Raw genomic sequence first — 19,143 nt, 5'->3', positions numbered from 1 at the left:
GCTCGGTCTGCTCCTCAGCGACGGCGCTTGATCAGGTTGTCGAGCGCGAACCGGCCCGGGCCGATCGCGGCGAACAGCAGGAAGACCCACGAGTAGACCGCCGACGGCTCGCCCATGTTCTGCAGCGGCAGCAGGCCCATCGGGGCGTGCACGGTGAAGTAGGCGTAGGCCATCACGCCGGAGAGCAGGATCGCGGCGGGCCGGCTGGCCAGCCCGACCAGCAGCAGGACGGCGCCGGCGAGCTCCAGCAGGCTGCCCCACCAGCCGGGCCAGGAGCCGAACGGCACGCCGCCGCCCTGGCCGTCGATCCCGCCGAAGAAGCCGAATCCCTGCAGGCCGTGGAAGCCGAACAGGAACGAGATCACGATCCGGCTCGCGCCGACGACCAGCCCGGTGACCTTGGTCGTGGCCGGGGTGGCGGTGGTCCGGGTTTCGCGGGCGATGGTGGCGGTCATGGTGGGTTCCTTCCCTGGGTTCCGCTTGCCTTCTGCCTACGCGTCGAGCGGGCCCCGGCCGGATCGACACCCTCGCGGAAAAATCTTGGAAGAGTTTCGGGAGACTGTGTCCATGGCGGGCAAACAAAGTGCCGGGCTCCTGCTCTACCGGGGCCGCGGTGACGACGTCGAGGTGCTGCTGGGCCACATGGGCGGGCCGTTCTGGGCGAAGAAGGACGCGGGCGCGTGGTCGCTACCCAAGGGCGAGCTCGACCCGGACGAGTCCCCGGAGGCGGCGGCCCGGCGGGAGTTCGAGGAGGAGCTGGGCCTGCCCGCGCCCGACGGCGAGTACGTCGAGCTGGGCGTGGTGAAGCAGTCCGGCGGCAAGGTCGTGACGGCGTGGGCGGTCGAGGCCGACCTCGACCCGGCCGCGGTGGTGCCCGGGACGTTCACCATGGAGTGGCCGCCGCGCTCGGGCCGTCAGCAGGAGTTCCCCGAGGTGGACCGGGTCGAGTGGTTCCCGCTCGAGGCCGCCCGGGAGAAGCTGGTGAAGGGTCAGCTGCCGTTCCTGGACCGGCTGCTGGCGCTGGTCAGCGGCTGAGCAGGGCTTCCAGCGGCTTGGCGGTGAACGACGGCAGCACGACGTCCGCCTGCCCGAAGTCGAGGTTCCGGGTGATCGCGTTCGGTACGGCGACGCAGGTCAGGCCGGCGGCCTTGGCCGAGGTGACGCCGTGCGGGGTGTCCTCGAAGGCGATGGCCTCGGCCGCCCCGGTGCCGAGTGCTTCGAGAGCGGCGAGGTAGAGGTCCGGGTCGGGCTTGGCCTTGTGGCGGTCCCCGGTGAGGACGGCGTCGAAGTAGTGGTCGATCCCGAGCCGTTCGAGGTGCGGGTTCACCCAGGCCCCGGACGAGCTGGAGGCGACGGCCAGCCTGATGCCGTGCTCGCGCGCGGTTTCCAGGTAGCCGAGCACGCCTTCACGCGGTCCGAGGTCCTCCAGCAGCCGGAGGACGTGTGCCCGCGTCCGGGGCCGCAGCGCCTCCGGGTCGATGCCGGGGACGTGCTCGGCGAGCAGGGCGAACATGGCGGGCGTCGTCCGGTGGGTCCCGATGACGGCGTACCAGGCGTCCAGCGGCAGTTCGGTGCCGTGTTCGCGGAAGACTTCCTGCCAGGACTGCAGGACGGCGGACTCGGTGTCGGCGAGGGTGCCGTCGAAGTCGAAGACCAGGGCGCGGGTGGGCACGCCTGCACCCTGCCCGGTCGGTGATCGACCGGGCAAGGGAGTTGTGACGAGGTCCTACGGGTGGACGGTCAGCCGGTGCAGGCGTTCACCGATCTTGTAGTACAGGTCGCCGAAGCGGTCGGCCGTCAGGTCCTCGACGCCCGATTCGGTCAGCAGGACCGTGACCGCCTTCGTGGCCTTGTCGATCTTGAAGATCCGGTCGCCCTGCGTGCCGTAGACGTGGTCCGGGTCCTTGGGCACCGTCAGCAGCACGCCGTCGCGCCAGGCCATCGTCGACTTCGCGGCGTAGTCCGGGTCGGCGAACAGGCGCTGCGTCTTCATCGCCGAGGGCGCGGCCGGGTCGAAGGTGAGCAGTGAGCCGCCGGACAGGCCCCACACCTGCCCGTCCACCTCGGTCAGGGCGGTGACGGCCCGGGGCGCGGTCAGGGGCAGCGCGTACCGCGTCACGGCGCCGTTCGCCGGGTCGTAGGAGAACACTTCGGCCGAGGCGTCCGGCGCGAACACCGGGTTGACACCCAGTGCGCCGCGCGTCGACGTGCCGCCGAAGACCTTGCCGCCCGCGAAGGCCAGGGAGACCACCGCCTGGCCGGGGACGACGCAGACGGTCCGGCCCGGCGTGCCGTCCTTCCAGACGCTCAGCGCGCCGCTGCGCTTCCCGTACTTCGGCACGGTTCCCATGTAGACGGTGCCGTCGGGGCCGCCGGCCAGCGCGTACGGGCGGTCCTGCGGCGGCGGGCCCTCGCCCGCGCGGCAGTCGGCGGCCTTGTCGCCCGCGGCGCCACCGGTGTACTGCAGCTTCGGCGGCCACGCGCCGCCCGGCTCGTAGCTGTACAGCCGGGCCGAGGGGTAGACGCCGATGTAGAGCTTCCCGTCGTGGGCCAGCAGGCTGTCGGTCTGGTTGAGGCCGGTGAGGGTCTTCGTGTCCGGGTGGTTCTCGTCGGTGTCGCCGTGCAGCGGGTCGTAGGCACCGGTGCCGCCGGTGAGGTAGCCGCCGGTGTAGATCTTGCCGTCCGGGCCGGTGCCGAGCGCGTTGATCGCGGCGGGCAGCACGGGGGTGCCGGTCACGAGCCGGGTGCTCGACGCGCCGGTCGCCGGGGCGTACTTGAAGATCCGGGTGCCGTCCGGCGCCGCGCCGAGACCGACGAGGGTCCCGTTCTCCCAGCTGTAGCCGGTGACGTCGAGATCGGGCCGGACGGCCGTGGGCTGCACGGCTTTCGTGGCGATGTCGTAGGACTGCAGCAGCCCGTCCTTGGTGAACCAGACCTTGCCGTCCGCGGCCGGGGAGTGGTGCAGGTCGGTGTCGGTGATCGCCGCGTCCACGACCGAGCGGTACGAGCCGTCGGCGTTCTTGACGACCTGCAGCACGAGCAGTGTCCGGTCGAACCACGCGAACAGCCGGCCGCCGGTCCAGGTCAGGCCGCCCACCATGGAGTTGTGCGCGTACTCGGCGGGCAGCAGGCTGTCGGTCCGCCCGGTGACGTTGTCGTAGCGCACCAGCGAGGCGTTCGTCCCGGTGCCGAGGTAGGTCGCGTTGGCGGCCGGGTCGTGGGCGATGCTGCGCACGTACTCCGCGCCGGCGACGATCGGCGTCGCGCCGATGGTGGTGAACGCGCCGTTGTCGTACTTGAAGTAGCGGCCGTCGTTGTAGGTGCCGCCGTAGACCTTGCCGTTCGCGCCGGCTTCGAGGTCCCAGATGAAGGAGTACCCGCCCTCGGCGCGGCCGAGGTCGGTCAGCGTGGTGGTGCCCGGCACGTGGCGGTACAGCTTGGAGTTGGGGTAGGTGCCGAGGTAGACGCTGCCGTCGGTGGCCGTGGTGGCGGCCCAGCCGCCGACCGTCGGGGTGTCGGCGGTGTCCGGGAAGGTGAGCTTCGAGGTGACCTTTTCGGTGGCGACGTCGATGACGGCCAGCTGCGGGTTGCTGTCGGCGGTGCCGGTGTAGACCGCGTAGGCCTTGCCGCCGGCGAAGGTGGTGGCGTTGGGGACGCTGCTTTCCAGCTGCACGCCGAGATCGGTGCGGTCCTTGCCGATCACCACCTCGTCCCAGTACGCGGTGCCGACGTTGCCGACGCCGGAGTAGACGAGCGCCGAGACACTGGCGGTGCCCGCGGGCGCCGTCCCCGAAGCCGTGGCGGTGGTCCACTTGCGGCCGGAGACCGAACCACCGGTCACGCTGCCGAGCAGCTGCCCGGCGGCGTCACGGAACCGCAGGTAGAGGTCGGCCGCGCCGCTCTCGGTCCAGACCGGGGCGTAGGCGGTGTACCGGACACCGGCGGTCGCGGGCAGCCCGGGCTGGCTCTCGCGGCCGTAGGCGTTGTCCGGGGAAGTGTCGTCCACGCGCGCCGCGGTGCGCCCGTCCCACGTCACGGCCGTGAAGCCGCCGGGACTGTGCGACCCGCTCCAGCCGGTCAGCCCCTGGTCGAACCCGCCGTTGGGGATCCGCAGTTCGGCCGCGCCCGCCGGCGCGGCGGCGGCGAGCAATCCGGTGGCCACCGTGGCGGCGAGGGCGGCGGACAGTAATCGTCTCATGGCCGCCACGGTCGGGCGTGGGCGTACAAAACCGGTACAAGGGCTGCTCAGGCGAGGAAGAACTCCGTCAGCACCGGGGCCAGCGCCGGCGCCTTCACGATGTGCGTCTGCCCCGGCAGCGTCCGGTACTCCGCCGACGGCAGCACCTTCGCCAGCGAGGCCACGCCGTTGCGCATCCAGTCCGGGCTGCGGCCGCCGTCGATCACCAGCGCCGGGACCTTCACCTCCGGCCAGGCCGCCGGCAGCGGACGGCCCGCCTGGTGGTCGATCACCATCGCCGTGTCGTACGGGATAGTGTGGGCCACCCGCTTGAGCTTGGCCCAGAAGGGCATGATCCGCATCAGCGCCACCATCGTGCCGCTCAGGCCGACGCCTTCGGTCATGAACAGCTTGACCGCCTTGCCGCGCTTGTCCTCCTTCAGCGCTTGCCCGAGCCGGGCCACGTAGTCCTCCGGGACGCGGGGACGGCTGCCGTCCACGATGAACGGCGGCTCGTACAGCGCCAGCTTCCGGACCGGGAGGCTCGGCGCCGCCGCGAGGGCCAGGGCGACGCCGGAGGAAATGCCGAACAGGAACGTCTCGCCGCCCGCCTCCTCGGCGACCGCGGCGAGGTCCTCGACCTCGCGCTCGACCGCGTACGGCCCGGTGTCGCCGCTCTCGCCCCGGCCCCGGCGGTCGTAGGTGTACACGGTGAAGTGCGCGGCCAGTTCCTTCGCCAGCGCGTCGTTGGGGGATGAGCCGCGGTAGCACATCGCACCGTCCACGAGGACGAGCGCGGGGCCGGACCCGGTGCGGGTGTAGGCGATCCGGGTGCCGTCGGCCGAGGTTGTCGTCGTCATGCGGACAGCCTGACTGCCGACGCATCGGTCTGTCAAGACAAAAAAATTTGTCGGTGGTGAGCGGCCGGAGTGGCCGGGAGGGGAACGTCAGGCCGAACGCAAGGTCAGGAGCGTGATCTCGCTGGGGGCGAAGATCCGGAACGGCGGGCCCCAGAACCCCGTGCCGCGGCTGTTGTACAGCTGCGTCCCGCCGTGCCGGGTCAGGCCGGACAGCGTCGGCTGGTCGAACCGGACCAGCAGGTGGAACGGCCAGATCTGCCCGCCGTGCGTGTGCCCGGAGATCTGCAGGTCGACGCCGGCCTCGCGGGCCTGGCGGACCTGCTTCGGCTGGTGGGCCAGCAACACCACCGGGACGCCATCGGGCCGGTCGGCGAGCGCCGCGGCCAGGTCGGGGCCGTGGCCGGGCAGACCGGACGTCGTGCCGGTCGGGTCGTCGATGCCGGCGAAGAGGATCCGGTCGCCGCCGCGCTCGAGCAGCGTCGAACGGTTGTGCAGGATGTCCCAGCCGAGGCCTTCCATGTGGTCGAGCCACGCCTGGGCCTCGCCGAAGTACTCGTGGTTGCCGGTGATGTAGAACCGGCCGAGCCCGGCCTGGACGCCGCCGAGCGGGTCGACCTGCTTACGGCGCTTGGCCACCGCGCCGTCGGCGAGGTCGCCGGCGTGGCAGACGACGTCCGCCTCGAGCGCGTTGACCGCCGCGACGACGTCCTCCGACCACTTCGTCCGGTCGATCGGCCCGAAGTGGGTGTCGGTCAGCACGGCGACGCGCAGGCCGTCGAGCCCCGGCCCGAGCCGCGGGATGACGACGTCGACGGCCTTCACCGGCGGCACGCGCATGGCGACGCGGTTGCCGTGCACGAGCAGCCCGGCGGCGACCAGCGCGGTCGCGCCCGCGACGATCCGCGACCGCGCCGGATCGTCGACGCCGAGCAGCGCGACCCGCAGCACCAGGCTCAGGATCGACCAGCTGAACAGCACCCAGATGACGGCGAGCAGCGAGTCGCCGAGGCGGGCGGCGCCGTCGCGCTGGCGTCGCCCGTGGCCGCGGACCATGGCGACCGGCATGGTCACCAGGCCCAGCGCGAACAGCGCGGTGCCGGCGATCGTGCCCGCGGTGCCCCAGTCCGGCGCGAGCACCAGCGTCCACCAGGGGACGGTGAACAGCAGAAGCAGCGCCAGAAGCGGCACGACGACTAGTTGGCCTCTCATCGAACCAGATTACAGCCCATCGGGCTGTTAGCGTTTTCGCTACTCTGGTGGGGGAAGGAAGGGGGCGCCGCCGTGACCACGTTGCTGGAGCTGGCGTTCCCCGCCCTGACCGGTCCGACGGCGCTGGTCGCCTTCGCCTCCCTCGCCGCCGCCGGCCTGCTGATCGTGCTGCTCGTCGGCAGCACGCACCGCCGCGAACTGGCGTTGTGGTCGGTGCCGGTCCGCAGCCGCGCCACGGCGTTGCGCCGCCGGGCCCGGCTCGCCGAGTCGATCCGGCTCCGCGACCCCGGCCGGCCCGGTCGCAGCAGACCCCGAGCACCCGGTTCCCGCAGCACGGCTGCGTAGGAACCGCTTCGACGCAGCCATTCCGCTCACCTCCACCCCTTCCACTCATGCCCGTCTTGTTCAAGCGGAGTGCTGCCCATGTTCGGCTTTCTCGACGTGCCCGTCGAAGGCGCGTACCACCTGATCCACGCCCTCACCGGCCCGCTCTCGACGGGCCTGGCCATCGTCGTCTTCACCCTCGGCGTGCGGCTGCTGCTGCACCCGCTCGCCCGGTCGGCGGCCCGCGGCGAGCGCGCCCGGGCCGCTCTGCTGCCGGAGATCCAGGCCCTGAAGGACAAGCACGGCCGCGACCGCGACCGGCTGGCCGCGGAGCTGACGAAGCTGCAGCAGGAGTCCGGGAATTCGCTGTTCGCCGGCTGCCTGCCGCTGCTGCTGCAGCTGCCGTTCTTCATGGTCATGTACCGGCTGTTCACCACGGCCACGATCGGCGGCGAACCCAACTCGCTGCTCGGCGCGACGCTGCTCGGGACGCCGCTGGGCGCGCACGGCCTGGCCGGCAGCCCGCTCGTGTTCGTGATCGCCGCCGGGCTCGCCGTCGTGGCGTGGTTCTCGGTGCGCCGGCAACCGGCCGCCGCCGCCGCCGAGGCGCCGGGCGGGAAGCTGCTGCGGTTCCTGCCGTACGGCACCGTGCTCGCGACACTGGTCGTGCCGCAGGCCGCCGGGATCTACCTGCTCACTACGACCGCGTGGACCGTCGCGGAACGGGCGCTGCTACGACGCGGCTCGTGAACGCCGCCACTCCTCGACCGCCTCTTCGGCGTCGACCAACGCGACCGTCAGCGGCGGGCCGGTGTGGTGGTTGAGGTAGGCCCGGCGGATCCGCTCGTTGAGCTCCTCGACGACCTCCCGCACCCGCCGTTCGGTCCGCTCGGCGGCGAGCGTCACCGGCAGGTCCTGGACTTCGCGCTTGAGCGCGAGCGCCGGCGGCAGCAGGGCCTTCGTGTCGTGCCCGCCCTTGCGGACTTCGCGCAGCACCCAGTCGGTCGCGGCGTCGTTGCCGGTGGGCTTGGGCAGCGGTTTGCCGGTGCCGGGCAGGTCGTCGAACTCGCCGCGCGCCCGGGCTTCGTCGATCTGCCGATCGACCCACCAGCGGAAAGACACCTTGGGTGGTTTGCGCCGGGTCATCTCCTCACCCCCTCCGTCCGTCCTCCAGGGTAATGTCCGATCGACGAGCGAGGGGACCGCATGACCGTCGAACGCACGGGCGCCGAGGACGTCGACCGGACGCTGGCGCTGCTCTGGCGCACCCGCGGCGGCACCGCCGAACCGACCAGGGGCCGCCGCCCGACGCTGACGATCGAGCGGATCGTCGCCGCCGCGATCGCGGTCGCGGACGCCGACGGGCTCGCCGCCGCGTCGATGCACCGCGTCGCCAAGGAGCTCGGCGCCGGCACGATGACGCTCTACACCTACGTGCCCGGCAAGGCCGAGCTGGTGGACCTGATGGTCGACGACGTGCTCGTCGAGCGGCGGCTGCCCGGGCCGGGCGAGCCACGCCGCGGGGACTGGCGCGAGCAGGTGGCGCTCTACGCCGAGCGCACCCGGCGGGCCTACCGCGACCACCCGTGGCTGTGCGAGGTTTCGCGCGTCCGGCCGCCGCTGGGCCCCGGCCAGCTGGCGGGCCAGGAGTACCTGCTGTCGATCATGGACGCGCTGGGGCTGCCGCCGCGGCAGGCTGTCGCGGCGGCCAACGGGATCGGCACCTACGTCGACGCGAACGCCGCGCTCGACGCGGAGAACACCCGGCTGGAGCGCAGCACCGGCCAGTCGACCGAGGCGTGGTGGCACCAGCGGTCTTCGTTCTGGGAGAACTACTTCGTCGTCGACGCGCACCCGGCGATGAACCGCATCTGGCTCGGCGGCGGCTTCGACGAAAGCGCCAAGGCGCAGGGCGACGCGGCGTACGAGTTCGGCCTGAACCGGATGCTCGACGGCATCCAGGCCATGGTGGACTAGCGCCGGCTGCGCCACCGCGGCCGGCGGCGCTCCTGGCGGGGCACCTCGGCCGCCGGCTCCGCCCGCAGGACGTCCCGGCAGACCGGGTCGAACCGGCCGGGCTCCTCGATCATCGGCGCCGCGAGCACGACGTGCCCGCACACCGCGCGGAACCGCCCTTCGTGCCGTCCCGTCGCGAACTCGTCCTCGGTGACGGCGTGGGTGTAGCCGTCGGTGTCGCAGCGGATGTGCACCAGGAACGGCTCCACCCGGCTCATCCGGCCGAACTGGTCGAGGTCGGTTCGGTCGGCGCGTCCGTCGAGCCGGCCGGGGTGTCGGCCGCCGCCGTCGACGAAGGCGGCGGGGTGGTGCTGGTCGTCGCCGGCGGCGGCGTGGTCGGGTCCGACGACGGCGGCGGCGTGGTCGGATCCGGGGACGCCGGGGTGGTCGACGTCGGCGTGGTGGAGGCCGGGGTCGTGGACGTCGGCGTGGTGGGCGTCGTCGACGTGCCGGGCGGCGTCGTGCCCGGCGGCGTGACGACCGGCGCCGGCGGTGCCGGGACACCGACCGGGGACCCGGCCGCGGCGGCGTCCGGGGCGTCGGGCGCGCCGATCGGCACCTGGCTGTCGGGCAGCTGGGCCACTCCGCCGCGGTAGGCCGTGGCCCACGCCAGCACAGTGTCCACATAGGACTGCGAGTTGTTGTAGCGGCGCACCGCGATGCGCTGTCCCGCGTCGGTGGAGAGATCCAGGCCGCCCGAGCACAGGTAGCGCGCGGTGGCCAGCGCTTCGTCGTAGATGTTGTTCGGGTTCGACACGCCGTCGCCGTTGCCGTCGGAGGCGTAGCCGCGCCACGTCGACGGGATGAACTGCATCGGACCCACCGCGCGGTCCCACACGATGTCACCGTCGTACTTGCCGCCGTCGGTGTCCCGGATCGCGGCGAACGGGCCGGCGCCGTTGAGCACCGGGCCGAGGATCGGCTCCAGCGTGTCGCCGACGGCGTTGACGTACCCGCCGCGGCCGTGGTTCGACTCGATCCGGCCGATGCTGGCGATCAGCGCCCAGTCGAGGTGGCAGTTCGGCTGTTCCTTGCCGAGGATGTCCGCGGCGTTCTTGTAGGCCCTGAGCATGCTCCCGGGGATGCCGAGCGACCCGGAGATGCCCGCGGAGCCGGCCCGCCCGCCGGGCACGACCAGCGGTTCGGGCAGCGGCGGCTGGGGCAGGCTGCCGTCGACCGCGATCGGCGGCATGACGATGTTCGGCTGCTGCGGGGCAGCGGCGACGGCCTGGTCCGGCAGGCTGTCCCCGGTGTTGGCCACCACGACCGGCGCCGGCAGACCCGTGGTCAGCGTGGGCAGCACGACGAGCGCCCCACCCGCGAGCGCGGCAGCGGTCCGCCGGACCGAACGCGCGCCCTTGCGACGTGGCCGGTGCTTGGGCATGGTCGTCCCCGCTTCCCTCGATCTATCGCTGATCGCCTCACCCGATCGGCCGCACCCACCGGTACTGACCGGTAGGAGCAAGCTATCCGATGGAAGCAAACTTTGGCGAATGCCACAGCCGAATCTTCCCGTCAGCGAGAAGTTCGTCTGGATGGCACAAAACCTTCGTAGGAAATCTGTCAGATTCACCAGGACTTAACGGGCTGCCGCGGCCGGTTTTGCCCGGCAGGACACGGGCCCGGACGGTGCGGCCGGCTCGGGCGAGCGAGTCTTTACACGGACTTGAACCGTTCCTATGATCGGCCGTCCGGACGCGTTGCCGCCCGTCCGGACGGCCCGGGTGGAGGGTTTGATGGCACGTAGGGCTCCGCGCCGAGAGCAGGTCACCGTCGCCGAGCTGCTGGTCCGGTCCGACGCACCGCGCGACCGGTACCGCGACGAGGACACGCTCGTGCTCCCGCGGGCGCGTCACCGCGAGAAACCGCAGGTCCTGCGGTCCCTGACGCGGTTGCGGGTGTTGTCCGTGGTCGCCGGAGCCCTGGCCCTGACGGGTGGGGTGAGCGCGGCGGTGTCGATGCCGTCTCCCCGCGACGTGGCCACGACCTGGCCCCCGCCCGGCTTGGAACCCCCGGCGGTGGCCCTGGTGCCGCTGCCGGCGGACGTCGTGGTGCCCCCGGCCCAGTACGGCACGCCGCCTCCGGAATCCGCAACGCCGCCCGCCCCACCGGCCGGGATTTCCCCTTCCACCGGCGACGCGAAACCGAAATCCGCCGGTCCGGCCGGCCACCGCGGGACCCTCGCCCGCGCGGTGAAGATCGCCGACAAGGTGAAGACACCCCTGAAGGCGCAACCGAAGCCGCCGGTGCGCCACGAGGTCCCGGACATCCCGGTCTGGTCGCCCGGCCGCCCGGGAACCCCGGACTGGCCGTCGATGTCGGCCGGCCGCCGCCCCGCGGGTGTCCCGTCCGGAGGCCACCACGCCTGCGCCGGCGGAGGCCGCCACCGCCGCTGAGGGTCAGGCGTCGAGCGGGATTTGGTACTGCATGAAGCCCTTGTCGACGGCAACCTGGTCGTAGAGCCGCCGCGCGGCGGTGTTCGAGGTGTGGGTGTGCCAGTAGACGCGCACGCACCCCCGCGCCCGCGCCCACCCGGCGACGGCTTCGATCAGCGCCCGGCCGGCCCCGCGCCCGCGGACCTCGGCGTCGGTGAAGAGGTCCTGCAGGTAGCAGACGTCGGCCGAGGTGGTGCTGACGTGCGTGAAGAAGTGGGCGATGCCGACGAGCGCACCATCGACCCGGGCACCGAGCGCGTGCAGCCGTTCCCCGCGGGAGAACTCCCGCCAGGCCCGGTCCACGAGTTCCGGCGCGAGGGTTCGGCCATAGAAGGTGTTGTAGCCGGCGAAGAGGTTTTCCCAGGCAGCGCGGTCGTCTTCGGTGAGGCCCCCCACGGTGATCATGGTCCGAGGCTAACGCGCAGGGGACACGCACCGGACACAACTCACGAGTAAGGTGACGAACCCGAATCAAATTCATAGAATCGCGGAGCCCGGTCGGCGAAGGCAGCAGCGGAGGTTCTTGATGGCGCGCACGGCGCACCGTGCCAGTGGCAGGCCCGTGACGGTGGGCGAGCTGATGCTGCGGCCGGATGTCCACGGCCGTCGCCGCCCCGAGGATCTCGAGGTGCTGGAACTGGCTTACCGCATGCGCCGCCGAATCGGCCCGGAAGCAGCGACGCAGGTCCGCTCCCCGGGCGCCCGCGCACTGGCGGCCGTCACCGGCCTGTGGCGGCGCAGGTCGCGCTAGCTCGGTTGCGGCGGGGTTCGGTGATCTTGGTGGCCTGAGTGGAACTTTGCCTACTCACGGTGGCGAGTTCTCGGCCGGCTGCGTTCCGTGGACAGCAGCGGTGAGCCGACTTCCCAGCTGGAGCGGTGCCGCGGGCTGGTTTTTGCTACCGGTGGCTCGTCTGGTGCGTCCGCAGGGGTGGTTGAGTGAGGACCTGGGATGCGGTGCGTCGGCTTGAGGTGATGTGGGTGTAGGCCCGTAGCCGTGTGGCTGCGGGCCTGTCCCTGTGTTCAGGCTGCGAAGGGCAGGGGTTCGTGGAGGTTGTTGCGTCGGGGTTTTCGGCGTTTGTCGATGAAAACCGGTGGCAGAAACTCGGGTAGGCCGTCGGCTGCGATGCGGACTTCCCAGCCGGAGCGGTGCAGCAGCCGATGGTGGTGGGCACACATCAGCACCAGGTTGCCCAGATCCGTGGGACCGCCGTCGGCCCAGTGCCGGATGTGGTGGCCTTGGCAGTGGCGTGGTGGACGATGACAGCCAGGGAAGGCGCAGCCGCGGTCGCGCAGGAACAACGCTCGGCGGAGTCCGGCGGAAATCAGGCGGCGAAACCGGCCCAGGTTGAGCGGTTCGCTTTTGTCGCCCAGCACTGCGGGGATGATCATGGCGTCGCAGGCATGAACCCGCGCTTCGGCCGCGGACATCTCCCCAGTGTCGCCGAGGGTGGCTTTGCCAACCCCGGACTTCAGGTCCTGCAGGGATACCGCGACCATCACGTGAGCGCGTTCCCCGGCCTGCATCGGCAGATCCGGTGAGTTGAGCGCCAGATCCATCGCGTCGGAGAACGCGTCACCGTAGCGCTGCGGCAGGGAGCGGTGGTCCGGGCCATCATCGCTGCTGCGACGTTCAGCCAGCGCATCCAACAGGGCGCTGGCCCGGGTGCCGGTCTCATCGTCGAATCGGCCGTTCAGCTCCCACACCCCGGATCTTTTCCGGCGCAGGAACAACTCCCGGGGCGGGATCACGGGTTCGGTGTCGTCGGGCTCCGCACCATCCGGAACCAGGTGAGCGAGAATGCGAGCGCCGAGAGCGGCGACCTGCTTATGCCCAGCCTCGGCAGCGAAGGTCAGCAGGTTGGCCTCGGCGCTGTCGCGATGCTCGCAGGGCACCTCAGCGAGAACACCGGTGATCACATCGATCATCGGGTTGCTCAACCGTCCCGCGCGAGCGGCGGCGCCGATGGCCGGGGCCAACGCGGGAATCGGGGTGCCGTCAAGATTACGGCCAGGATTCAGCAAGCGGGCACGTCGCACGAGCCGTTCGGCCGCGGGCTTGGGGACATCGCCGAGGTGTTCCAGCAACCGGGCGGCAGAGCGATACCCGAACAGCTCCATGACTCCGCGCTGTTCGATTTCCACCAGCAGGGCACCGAGTTCGGCTTCAGCAGAACGCATGCACGCAAGCAACTCCCCGATGCGGTCGGCAAGAGCGACCGCCTCGGCGGAGGAGGGGTGGGCTGCGGTGCTGGTCATACCTCCAAGCTACCGACCATCGAACACCAGTTCACCACTCGAAAGGGTACGAATCCCAGCAACTGTCCGCACCCCAGAACAGCACCAACAGCAAACCGTCAGAATCCGTTCACCACAGGAGGTCCGGCCACCGACGCCATCGACGACGCCACCGGTTCGACCGCCGCGCAATGTGTTCCCGGGGCCGGCAGCTTGCCCGAAATCAAATAGTCGTCCGTCGCCCGCGTCACGCAGGAACTGTTCTTGGAATACGCCCCATGGCCCCACCCGTCGTAAGTGAGCAGGGTGCTGCCCGTCTGCCGAGCCACCGCCTGCGACCACGCGTACGGCGTCGCCGGGTCGTGGCGGCTGCTCAGCAGGAGCAGCGGGGGTGCGCCGTGGATCCGCGGCGGGCGCTGGGGGTTGCTCGTCTTGTTCGGCCAGCCGATGCAGCCGGTGATCGCCGTCCAGCCCAGGGAGTTGACCTTGACGTCCGGGGCGAACGCCGCGGCCACCCGGCGGTAGGTCTCCAGCTCGGCGAAGCTGTGCACCGGCATCCGCCAGTCGTCGCAGAACACGCTCTGGAACACGTAGTTGATCGGGATGTCGTCGCGCAGCTTCGCCGATGCCGCCGGGGCCGTGCCGTCCGCCAGGAGCTTGAGCGTCGTCGCCAGCCTGTCCCAGCTCGGGCCGTAGAAATTGCCCTGGAAGATCGACGCCAGGTCCAGTGGCTCGATCAGCTCCTCGCTGCGCGGGTCCTTCAATTCCCCGCGTGCGGCCTTGTCCTGCAGCTCACGGGTCAGCTTGGAGACGTCGCGGCCGTGCAACGCGCAGTTCGGCGTCCGGGCGCACCAAGCGACGAACTCGCCGAACTCCGCCTGCACCGACCGCGTTTCGCTGAGAAGGAACTCGGCCGCGGTGAACTGCGAGTGGTCCATGTTGGAGTCCAGCACCAGCGCGCGGACCTTGTCCGGGAACAGTTCCGCGTACTGCTGGCCCATCAGCGTGCCGTAGGAAACGCCGTAGTACGTCAGTTTCCGCTCGCCGAGCGCGACGCGGATCGCGTCCATGTCCCGCGCGACGCTCTTCGTGTCGCCGAACTGCCCCAGCGGCCCGGAGATGCGGTTGCAGCTCTCGCCGAGCCTGCGGTTGTACGCCGCGAGCTGCTCGAACTCCGCCTGGTTGCGGGGCACGCGCGGGTGGTCGGCGATCAGTTCCTCGAGCCCGCAGGAGATCCGGGTGCTGGCGCCGACGCCGCGCGGGTCGAACCCCACGGTGTCGAAGCGCCGGGTGATCTCGGGCGAGAGCGACCAGCCGGTCTTGACGCCATCGGTGCCCGAGCCGCCGGGGCCGCCCGGGTCCATCAGGACCGAGCCGATCCGGGCCTGGGGGTCGGTGGCCTTGCGCCGGGCGAGCGCGACGGTCGTCGTGCCCCCGTCCGGGTGCGCCCAGTCCACCGGCACGGTCACCGTGCCGCAGTCGACGCCGGGTGCGTCGGCGCACGGCTGCCAGTCGACGGATTCCGCCGCCGAAGCGGGCGTGGCCGCCAGCACGCTGCCCAGTACCGCTGTCACCGCCGCGGCCGTCAGCAGCCGCTGGGTCACCCTCGCCATGCCAGTCCTCCCCATCACCGACAGTGCTCGATCGGCTCCATAAAATCACCGATCCGGTGATCACGCCAGCTTCCCAGGTGAATCACACCGTCGTGACCACTGTGGACGATCGCTCGGCCCACCGGAGCCAGGCCGTGGCCGCCGCGCCCAGCACGCACAGCACCGCCAGCACGCCGAACGCCCAGCCGAACCCGGTGGCCGGCCCCACGCTCAGGCCCTGGGACAGCACGATCACGCACAGGGCACCGCCGAGCGCGCCGCCCACGCGCATCACGATGTTCACCAACGCCGTGGCGTGACCGAGGTCGGCGGCGCCGACCGACGCGTACGCCGCCGTCGACGCGGGGATGATCGACAACCCGATGCCGGCGCCGCGGACCAGGAGCAGGGCCTGGATCAGCCACCCCGGCGAATCCGGGCCGAGCCACGGGAGCGGCACGGTGCTCGCCAGCACGACCAGTGACCCGGTGAGCGCGACGGTGCCACCGCCGTAGCGGTCGGTCGCCCGCCCGGCGACGAACACGAACACCGCCGTGGCCAGTCCCATCGGCGCCAGCATGACGCCGGCCTCGGCGGGCCCGGCGCCGAGCCGGACCTGGAACCACAGCGGCAGCAGCAAGACTGCGCCGAACATCCCGGCGCCGCCGAGCAGCACGGACGCGAGCGCCGCGCCCATCACCGGCCGCGCGGCGAGCCGCAGCCGCAGCACCGGGTGCGGGGTGCGCAGCGACCACCACGTGAACAACCCCATCGCGGCGGCGCCGACGGCCGCGAGCACGATGTCGAGCGAGCCGGGTGTGGCGAGCTCGGTGAGCGCGTACACCAGCAGCGGCAGGCCGAGCGACACCATGGCCAGGCCGCGCCAGTCCATCGGCGGCGGCTGCTCCCGGTCGCCGCGCGGCACGTACCGCAGCGCCAGGCCGAAGGCGAGCAGCCCGATCGGGAGGTTCAGCCAGAACAGCACCGGCCAGGAGAAGTGCACGAGCAGGAACCCGCCGACGCTCGGCCCGACGACCGGTGCGAGCCCGACCACGAGTGCGAGCGTCCCCATCGTGCGACCCAGCCGTTCGGGGCCGACGGCCAGCCCGATCACGGTCTGCCCGGCCGTGACCATGACACCGGCGGCCATGCCTTGCCCGGCCCGGACGCCGATCAGCGTGCCCGCGTCCGGGGCGAGCGCGCACGCCACCGACGTCAGCAGGAACGCGGCGAGCGCGCCGAGCCACAGCCGTCCGGCGCCGAACCTGCGCCCGAGCCACGGGGTGAGCGGGAGTGCGGCGGAAAGGCCCAGCAAGTACGCCGTCGCGACCCACTGGATGTCGACGAGGGCGACGCCGAGACTGTCGCGCATCGACTCGAGCCCGACGGCGACGATCGAAGCGTCCATGTTGCCCAGGAAGCCGCCGAGGGCCATCACTCCGGAGGCGATCCAGACGGTGCGCGGGATCGGCGGCAGGGCGGTGCGGAGATCGGTCATGGCTCCGACGGTAAAAGCTCGAGGAAGCTTGAAGTCAACCTCGCCGCCGGGGAAATGTCCGATCAGGACGCTGGTGACTCTCCGCGCTCTCGTGTCACATGACCGACCGGCGGCCGTGGCTTTCCCGGTAGTGCTCGAGCGCCGCGACGGATTCGGTGACCTGCTCGAAGCTCGGCAACGCGCGGACGTTCGCGACCAGCGTCATGTCCTTGCGCGGGATCTCGACGAAGCACACCTCGACGCCGGCGCGTTCGGCCTGGGCGGCCACTTCGGCTTGCCAGCCGGGCAGATCGAGGTCGTCGCCGAGCCATTCGTGCAGGTAGACACACCACTTGCCGCGCAGCAGCTCACCCGCGATGGCTTCCAGCCCGACCACGTACGGCTCGGTCACGTGCTCGGCCATGACCGTTCCCCGCAACACCAAGGCACTGCTTCCCTCCTGCACCCGGCGGCGACCCCTACCGCCGGAAAGCGCTCTCTCGGCGGCAGCCTCCCCGCTTCGCCGAGCAGCGCGAACCCCGGTGACCGATGACGAACGCCGGGATCGCCAACTTACCGGGGGGATTGGTTCCCAGCAACCGTTCCGGAGATCGGGAAAGCGTGTGCACAATCGGCGTGCGGATGCACGTTCGTTCTCCGCGCGTGCACGGCAGCCGGGCAGGTCGTCCGAAATAGACGGGTTTACAGATCGCGGGCGAAGCAGCGCGACAGCGGTTCGCCGCGGTAGGGCCCGTACGCCTCGATCGGCTCGTAGCCTTCGCGCTGGTAGAAGCGGATCGCGTCCGGCTGGCCGGTGCCGGTTTCCAGCAGCAGCCGCGTGATGCCGAGGTCCCGCGCGTGGTCTTCGAGGGCGCGCAGCAAGGCGACCGCGACGCCGGTGCCACGGGCCGCCGGCTCGACGTACATGCGCTTGACCTCGCCCGAACCGGGACCGAGCGGCCGCAGCCCGCCGCAGCCAACGGCGGTGCCGCCGGCGTCGCGCGCGAGCAGGAACACGGCGACGGTCTCGGCGGTGGGGACCGCGCCGGGCTCGTGGTCGTCGGTGCCGTAGCGGGCGTCGAGCTCGGTCCGCTGGGCTTCGCGCAGGCGGACGGCGTCGGGATCGTCCCAGGCCACCGGGGTGATCGTCAGCGTGCAGTCGATCATCAGGGCACATCCCCTTTTCCGTAACAGGCGTTACCGTAGCATCTGTTACGCTTCCGGGCCATGCCGAAGCAGCGGGACGTGCGGGCCCAGCGGGAACTGCTGTCGAACGCGACCTGGCAGGTGCTCGCCGACGACGGCCTGCCGGGCCTGACGCTGCGCGCGGTCGCCGAGCGCGCCGGCTGCACGACCGGCCTGGTGATGCACGCGTTCCCGACGAAGAAGGCGTTGCTGCTGCACGCACGCGACCTGCTGTACGAACGCACGGCGGTCCGCGCCGACGCGGCGGAAGCGGCGTGCGCCGAGCCGTCCGGCGCGCTGGCGGCCGTCCTCGGCCAGGCGGTCGACCTCCCGCACGGCCACCACGAGGAGTCCCGGATCTGGGTGGGCTTCCTGGCCGCCGCCCTGGCCGACGACGACCTGGCCGAACGCCACCGGGCGGCGAACCGGTCGTTCCTGGCCCGCGTCCGCCGCCTGGTGGCGGCGTGCCGTCCGGAGTGGACGGACGAGCGGCTGGAGCTGACGACGAAGAGCCTGGTCGCGCTGGTGGAGGGGCTGAACGTGCTGGCCGCGGCCGACCCGCAGACCTATCCGGCGCGGTTGCAGCAGGCGGCGCTGGCGGAGGCGCTCGCCGACCTCACGCAGCCGGGCCGAAGCGGCGGCGGTAGGCGCTCGGGCTGAGGCCCGTGTGACGCCGTAGCTGCGCGCGCAGGTTCGCCGCCGTGCCGAAACCGCTCAACGCGGCCACCCGGTCCAGCCGCAGCTCGCCGCGCTCGATCAGCCGGCACGCCAGCGTCACCCGTTCCGTCGTCAGCCACGCCAGCGGCGTCGTGCCCAGTTCCGCGCGGAACTTCCGGTGCAGCGTGGCCGGACTGGTCGCCGCGCGCGTGGCCAGGTCCGTCACCGTCAACGGCTGGTCCAGGCGCTCCAGCGCCCACGCCAGGACCGGCGCCAGGGACGTCTCGGGCACCGCCGGGACCGGGCGGGCGATGAACTGGCGCTGGCCGCCGTCGCGGTGGCCGGTGAACACCAGGCGGCGGCTCACCGCGTTGACCACTTCGGCGCCGTGGTCGCGGTGGATGATGTGCAGGCCCAGGTCCAGGGAGGCCGCGCTGCCCGCCGCCGTCAGGACAGTGCCCTCGTCGATGAACAGCACGTCCGGTTCCCAGCGCACGCGGGGGAACCGTTCGGCCAGCGACGCCGCCCACTGCCAGTGCGTCGTCGCGCGGCGGCCGTCCAGCACGCCCGCTTCGGCGAGGGCGAGCGCTCCCGTGCAGAAGCTGACCAGGCGGGCGCCGCGGTCGGACGCCCGGCGGATCGCCTCGATGATCGCCGGGTTCGTCGGGACGCCGGTGTTGGGGCGGGCCGGGACGATCAGGGTGTCCGCCGTGTCCGCCGCTTCGAGGCCCGCCACGTCGGACAGGGTGAACATGCCCAGGTTCATCCGGACCGACGGCGTCGCCGCGCAGAGCGTGAAGTCGTACCACGGCCGGTCGAGTTCGGGGCGGCGGAGGCCGAACAGTTCGGTCGTCACGCCCATCTCGAACGGGTTCGACTCCTCGGTGACGATCGCGACGACCCGGTGCGAGAATTCTTGCGGCATGTGCGATTCCTAGCACTCCCCGGCCGGGGACGCCAGGACGACCATGGGCCG

General features: G+C 71.7%; 22 protein-coding genes. 7 read left to right on the top strand and 15 right to left on the bottom strand.

The window, feature by feature from the left end:
- Positions 1-14 precede the first annotated feature (14 nt).
- Positions 15-455, bottom strand: a complete 441-nt coding sequence (locus DV20_RS04830; RefSeq protein WP_043776688.1) for a DoxX family protein — start codon at positions 453-455, stop codon at positions 15-17.
- A 112-nt stretch (positions 456-567) separates the two neighbouring features.
- Here DV20_RS04830 and DV20_RS04825 point away from each other — a divergent pair, with 112 nt between their 5' ends.
- Positions 568-1,035, top strand: a complete 468-nt coding sequence (locus tag DV20_RS04825; RefSeq protein ID WP_043776686.1) for an NUDIX domain-containing protein — start codon at positions 568-570, stop codon at positions 1,033-1,035.
- On the opposite strand, the gene DV20_RS04820 is transcribed toward DV20_RS04825, so the two are convergent.
- The 4 genes from DV20_RS04820 to DV20_RS04805 all read right to left on the bottom strand — a co-directional run bounded on the left by DV20_RS04820 (position 1,025) and on the right by DV20_RS04805 (position 6,246).
- Positions 1,025-1,672: an HAD family hydrolase gene (locus tag DV20_RS04820; protein WP_043776685.1), complete on the bottom strand. Its 648-nt coding sequence runs from the start codon at positions 1,670-1,672 to the stop codon at positions 1,025-1,027. The genes DV20_RS04825 and DV20_RS04820 overlap by 11 nt on opposite strands.
- 54 nt (positions 1,673-1,726) lie before the next feature.
- Complete coding sequence (locus tag DV20_RS04815; protein ID WP_152603625.1) at positions 1,727-4,198, bottom strand: hypothetical protein; 2,472 nt, start codon at positions 4,196-4,198, stop codon at positions 1,727-1,729.
- Positions 4,199-4,245: 47 nt separating this feature from the next.
- Positions 4,246-5,037, bottom strand: a complete 792-nt coding sequence (locus tag DV20_RS04810; RefSeq protein WP_043776681.1) for an alpha/beta fold hydrolase — start codon at positions 5,035-5,037, stop codon at positions 4,246-4,248.
- Positions 5,038-5,124: 87 nt separating this feature from the next.
- Positions 5,125-6,246 carry a metallophosphoesterase gene (locus DV20_RS04805; protein WP_235190707.1) on the bottom strand — a complete coding sequence of 374 codons (1,122 nt, stop codon included), beginning with the start codon at positions 6,244-6,246 and terminating at the stop codon, positions 5,125-5,127.
- 72 nt (positions 6,247-6,318) lie between these two features.
- On the opposite strand from DV20_RS04805, the gene DV20_RS04800 reads away from it, so the two are divergent.
- Together DV20_RS04800 and yidC are read left to right on the top strand one after the other, a co-directional pair.
- Positions 6,319-6,591, top strand: a complete 273-nt coding sequence (locus tag DV20_RS04800; RefSeq protein ID WP_043776677.1) for a DUF6412 domain-containing protein — start codon at positions 6,319-6,321, stop codon at positions 6,589-6,591.
- Between the two features lie 78 nt (positions 6,592-6,669).
- A complete protein-coding gene (gene yidC / locus DV20_RS04795) occupies positions 6,670-7,320 on the top strand; it encodes a membrane protein insertase YidC (protein ID WP_043776676.1) in 651 nt (216 codons plus the stop codon).
- Here the strand turns inward: yidC and DV20_RS04790 are convergent.
- Positions 7,303-7,716 carry a DnaJ family domain-containing protein gene (locus DV20_RS04790; protein ID WP_043776674.1) on the bottom strand — a complete coding sequence of 138 codons (414 nt, stop codon included), beginning with the start codon at positions 7,714-7,716 and terminating at the stop codon, positions 7,303-7,305. The genes yidC and DV20_RS04790 overlap by 18 nt on opposite strands.
- Positions 7,717-7,776: 60 nt before the next feature.
- On the opposite strand from DV20_RS04790, the gene DV20_RS04785 reads away from it, so the two are divergent.
- The gene (locus tag DV20_RS04785; RefSeq protein WP_043776672.1) at positions 7,777-8,547 is read left to right on the top strand and encodes a TetR/AcrR family transcriptional regulator; all 771 of its coding nucleotides are present in this window, start codon (positions 7,777-7,779) and stop codon (positions 8,545-8,547) included.
- On the opposite strand, the gene DV20_RS04780 is transcribed toward DV20_RS04785, so the two are convergent.
- Together DV20_RS04780 and DV20_RS04775 are read right to left on the bottom strand one after the other, a co-directional pair.
- Positions 8,544-8,804 carry a hypothetical protein gene (locus tag DV20_RS04780; protein ID WP_235190706.1) on the bottom strand — a complete coding sequence of 87 codons (261 nt, stop codon included), beginning with the start codon at positions 8,802-8,804 and terminating at the stop codon, positions 8,544-8,546. The genes DV20_RS04785 and DV20_RS04780 overlap by 4 nt on opposite strands.
- Positions 8,801-9,970, bottom strand: a complete 1,170-nt coding sequence (locus DV20_RS04775) for a lytic transglycosylase domain-containing protein (protein WP_043776669.1) — start codon at positions 9,968-9,970, stop codon at positions 8,801-8,803. Before DV20_RS04775 ends, DV20_RS04780 begins: the two co-directional genes overlap by 4 nt.
- 352 nt (positions 9,971-10,322) lie before the next feature.
- On the opposite strand from DV20_RS04775, the gene DV20_RS04770 reads away from it, so the two are divergent.
- Positions 10,323-10,982, top strand: a complete 660-nt coding sequence (locus DV20_RS04770) for a hypothetical protein (RefSeq protein ID WP_235190705.1) — start codon at positions 10,323-10,325, stop codon at positions 10,980-10,982.
- 3 nt (positions 10,983-10,985) lie between these two features.
- Here the strand turns inward: DV20_RS04770 and DV20_RS04765 are convergent, their stop codons facing one another.
- Positions 10,986-11,426: a GNAT family N-acetyltransferase gene (locus DV20_RS04765; RefSeq protein WP_043776666.1), complete on the bottom strand. Its 441-nt coding sequence runs from the start codon at positions 11,424-11,426 to the stop codon at positions 10,986-10,988.
- Positions 11,427-11,601: 175 nt separating this feature from the next.
- On the opposite strand from DV20_RS04765, the gene DV20_RS04760 reads away from it, so the two are divergent.
- Positions 11,602-11,772: a hypothetical protein gene (locus tag DV20_RS04760; RefSeq protein ID WP_235190704.1), complete on the top strand. Its 171-nt coding sequence runs from the start codon at positions 11,602-11,604 to the stop codon at positions 11,770-11,772.
- A 269-nt stretch (positions 11,773-12,041) separates the two neighbouring features.
- Here the strand turns inward: DV20_RS04760 and DV20_RS04755 are convergent, their stop codons facing one another.
- The 5 genes from DV20_RS04755 to DV20_RS04735 form a co-directional block, all read right to left on the bottom strand.
- Positions 12,042-13,277 (bottom strand): HNH endonuclease signature motif containing protein, encoded by a 1,236-nt coding sequence (locus DV20_RS04755; protein WP_043776663.1) that lies wholly within the window; start codon positions 13,275-13,277, stop codon positions 12,042-12,044.
- Between the two features lie 98 nt (positions 13,278-13,375).
- Positions 13,376-14,869, bottom strand: a complete 1,494-nt coding sequence (locus tag DV20_RS04750) for an alpha/beta hydrolase (protein ID WP_043776662.1) — start codon at positions 14,867-14,869, stop codon at positions 13,376-13,378.
- Between the two features lie 82 nt (positions 14,870-14,951).
- Complete coding sequence (locus tag DV20_RS04745; protein ID WP_043776661.1) at positions 14,952-16,346, bottom strand: MDR family MFS transporter; 1,395 nt, start codon at positions 16,344-16,346, stop codon at positions 14,952-14,954.
- A 94-nt stretch (positions 16,347-16,440) separates the two neighbouring features.
- Positions 16,441-16,749 (bottom strand): hypothetical protein, encoded by a 309-nt coding sequence (locus DV20_RS04740; RefSeq protein ID WP_043776660.1) that lies wholly within the window; start codon positions 16,747-16,749, stop codon positions 16,441-16,443.
- 278 nt (positions 16,750-17,027) lie between these two features.
- On the bottom strand, positions 17,028-17,492 hold the full coding sequence (locus DV20_RS04735; protein ID WP_043776659.1) for a GNAT family N-acetyltransferase: 465 nt from the start codon (positions 17,490-17,492) through the stop codon (positions 17,028-17,030).
- Positions 17,493-17,552: 60 nt separating this feature from the next.
- Here DV20_RS04735 and DV20_RS04730 point away from each other — a divergent pair, with 60 nt between their 5' ends.
- Positions 17,553-18,170, top strand: a complete 618-nt coding sequence (locus tag DV20_RS04730; RefSeq protein WP_043776658.1) for a TetR/AcrR family transcriptional regulator — start codon at positions 17,553-17,555, stop codon at positions 18,168-18,170.
- Here DV20_RS04730 and DV20_RS04725 read toward each other — a convergent pair.
- Positions 18,127-19,092: a helix-turn-helix domain-containing protein gene (locus tag DV20_RS04725; protein WP_043776657.1), complete on the bottom strand. Its 966-nt coding sequence runs from the start codon at positions 19,090-19,092 to the stop codon at positions 18,127-18,129. The genes DV20_RS04730 and DV20_RS04725 overlap by 44 nt on opposite strands.
- Positions 19,093-19,143 lie beyond the last annotated feature (51 nt).

Source organism: Amycolatopsis rifamycinica, assembly GCF_000695625.1.
Classification (GTDB): domain Bacteria; phylum Actinomycetota; class Actinomycetes; order Mycobacteriales; family Pseudonocardiaceae; genus Amycolatopsis; species Amycolatopsis rifamycinica.
The sequence above is the reverse complement of the archived record's forward strand: the minus strand, read 5'-3'. Positions and strand labels throughout refer to the sequence as shown.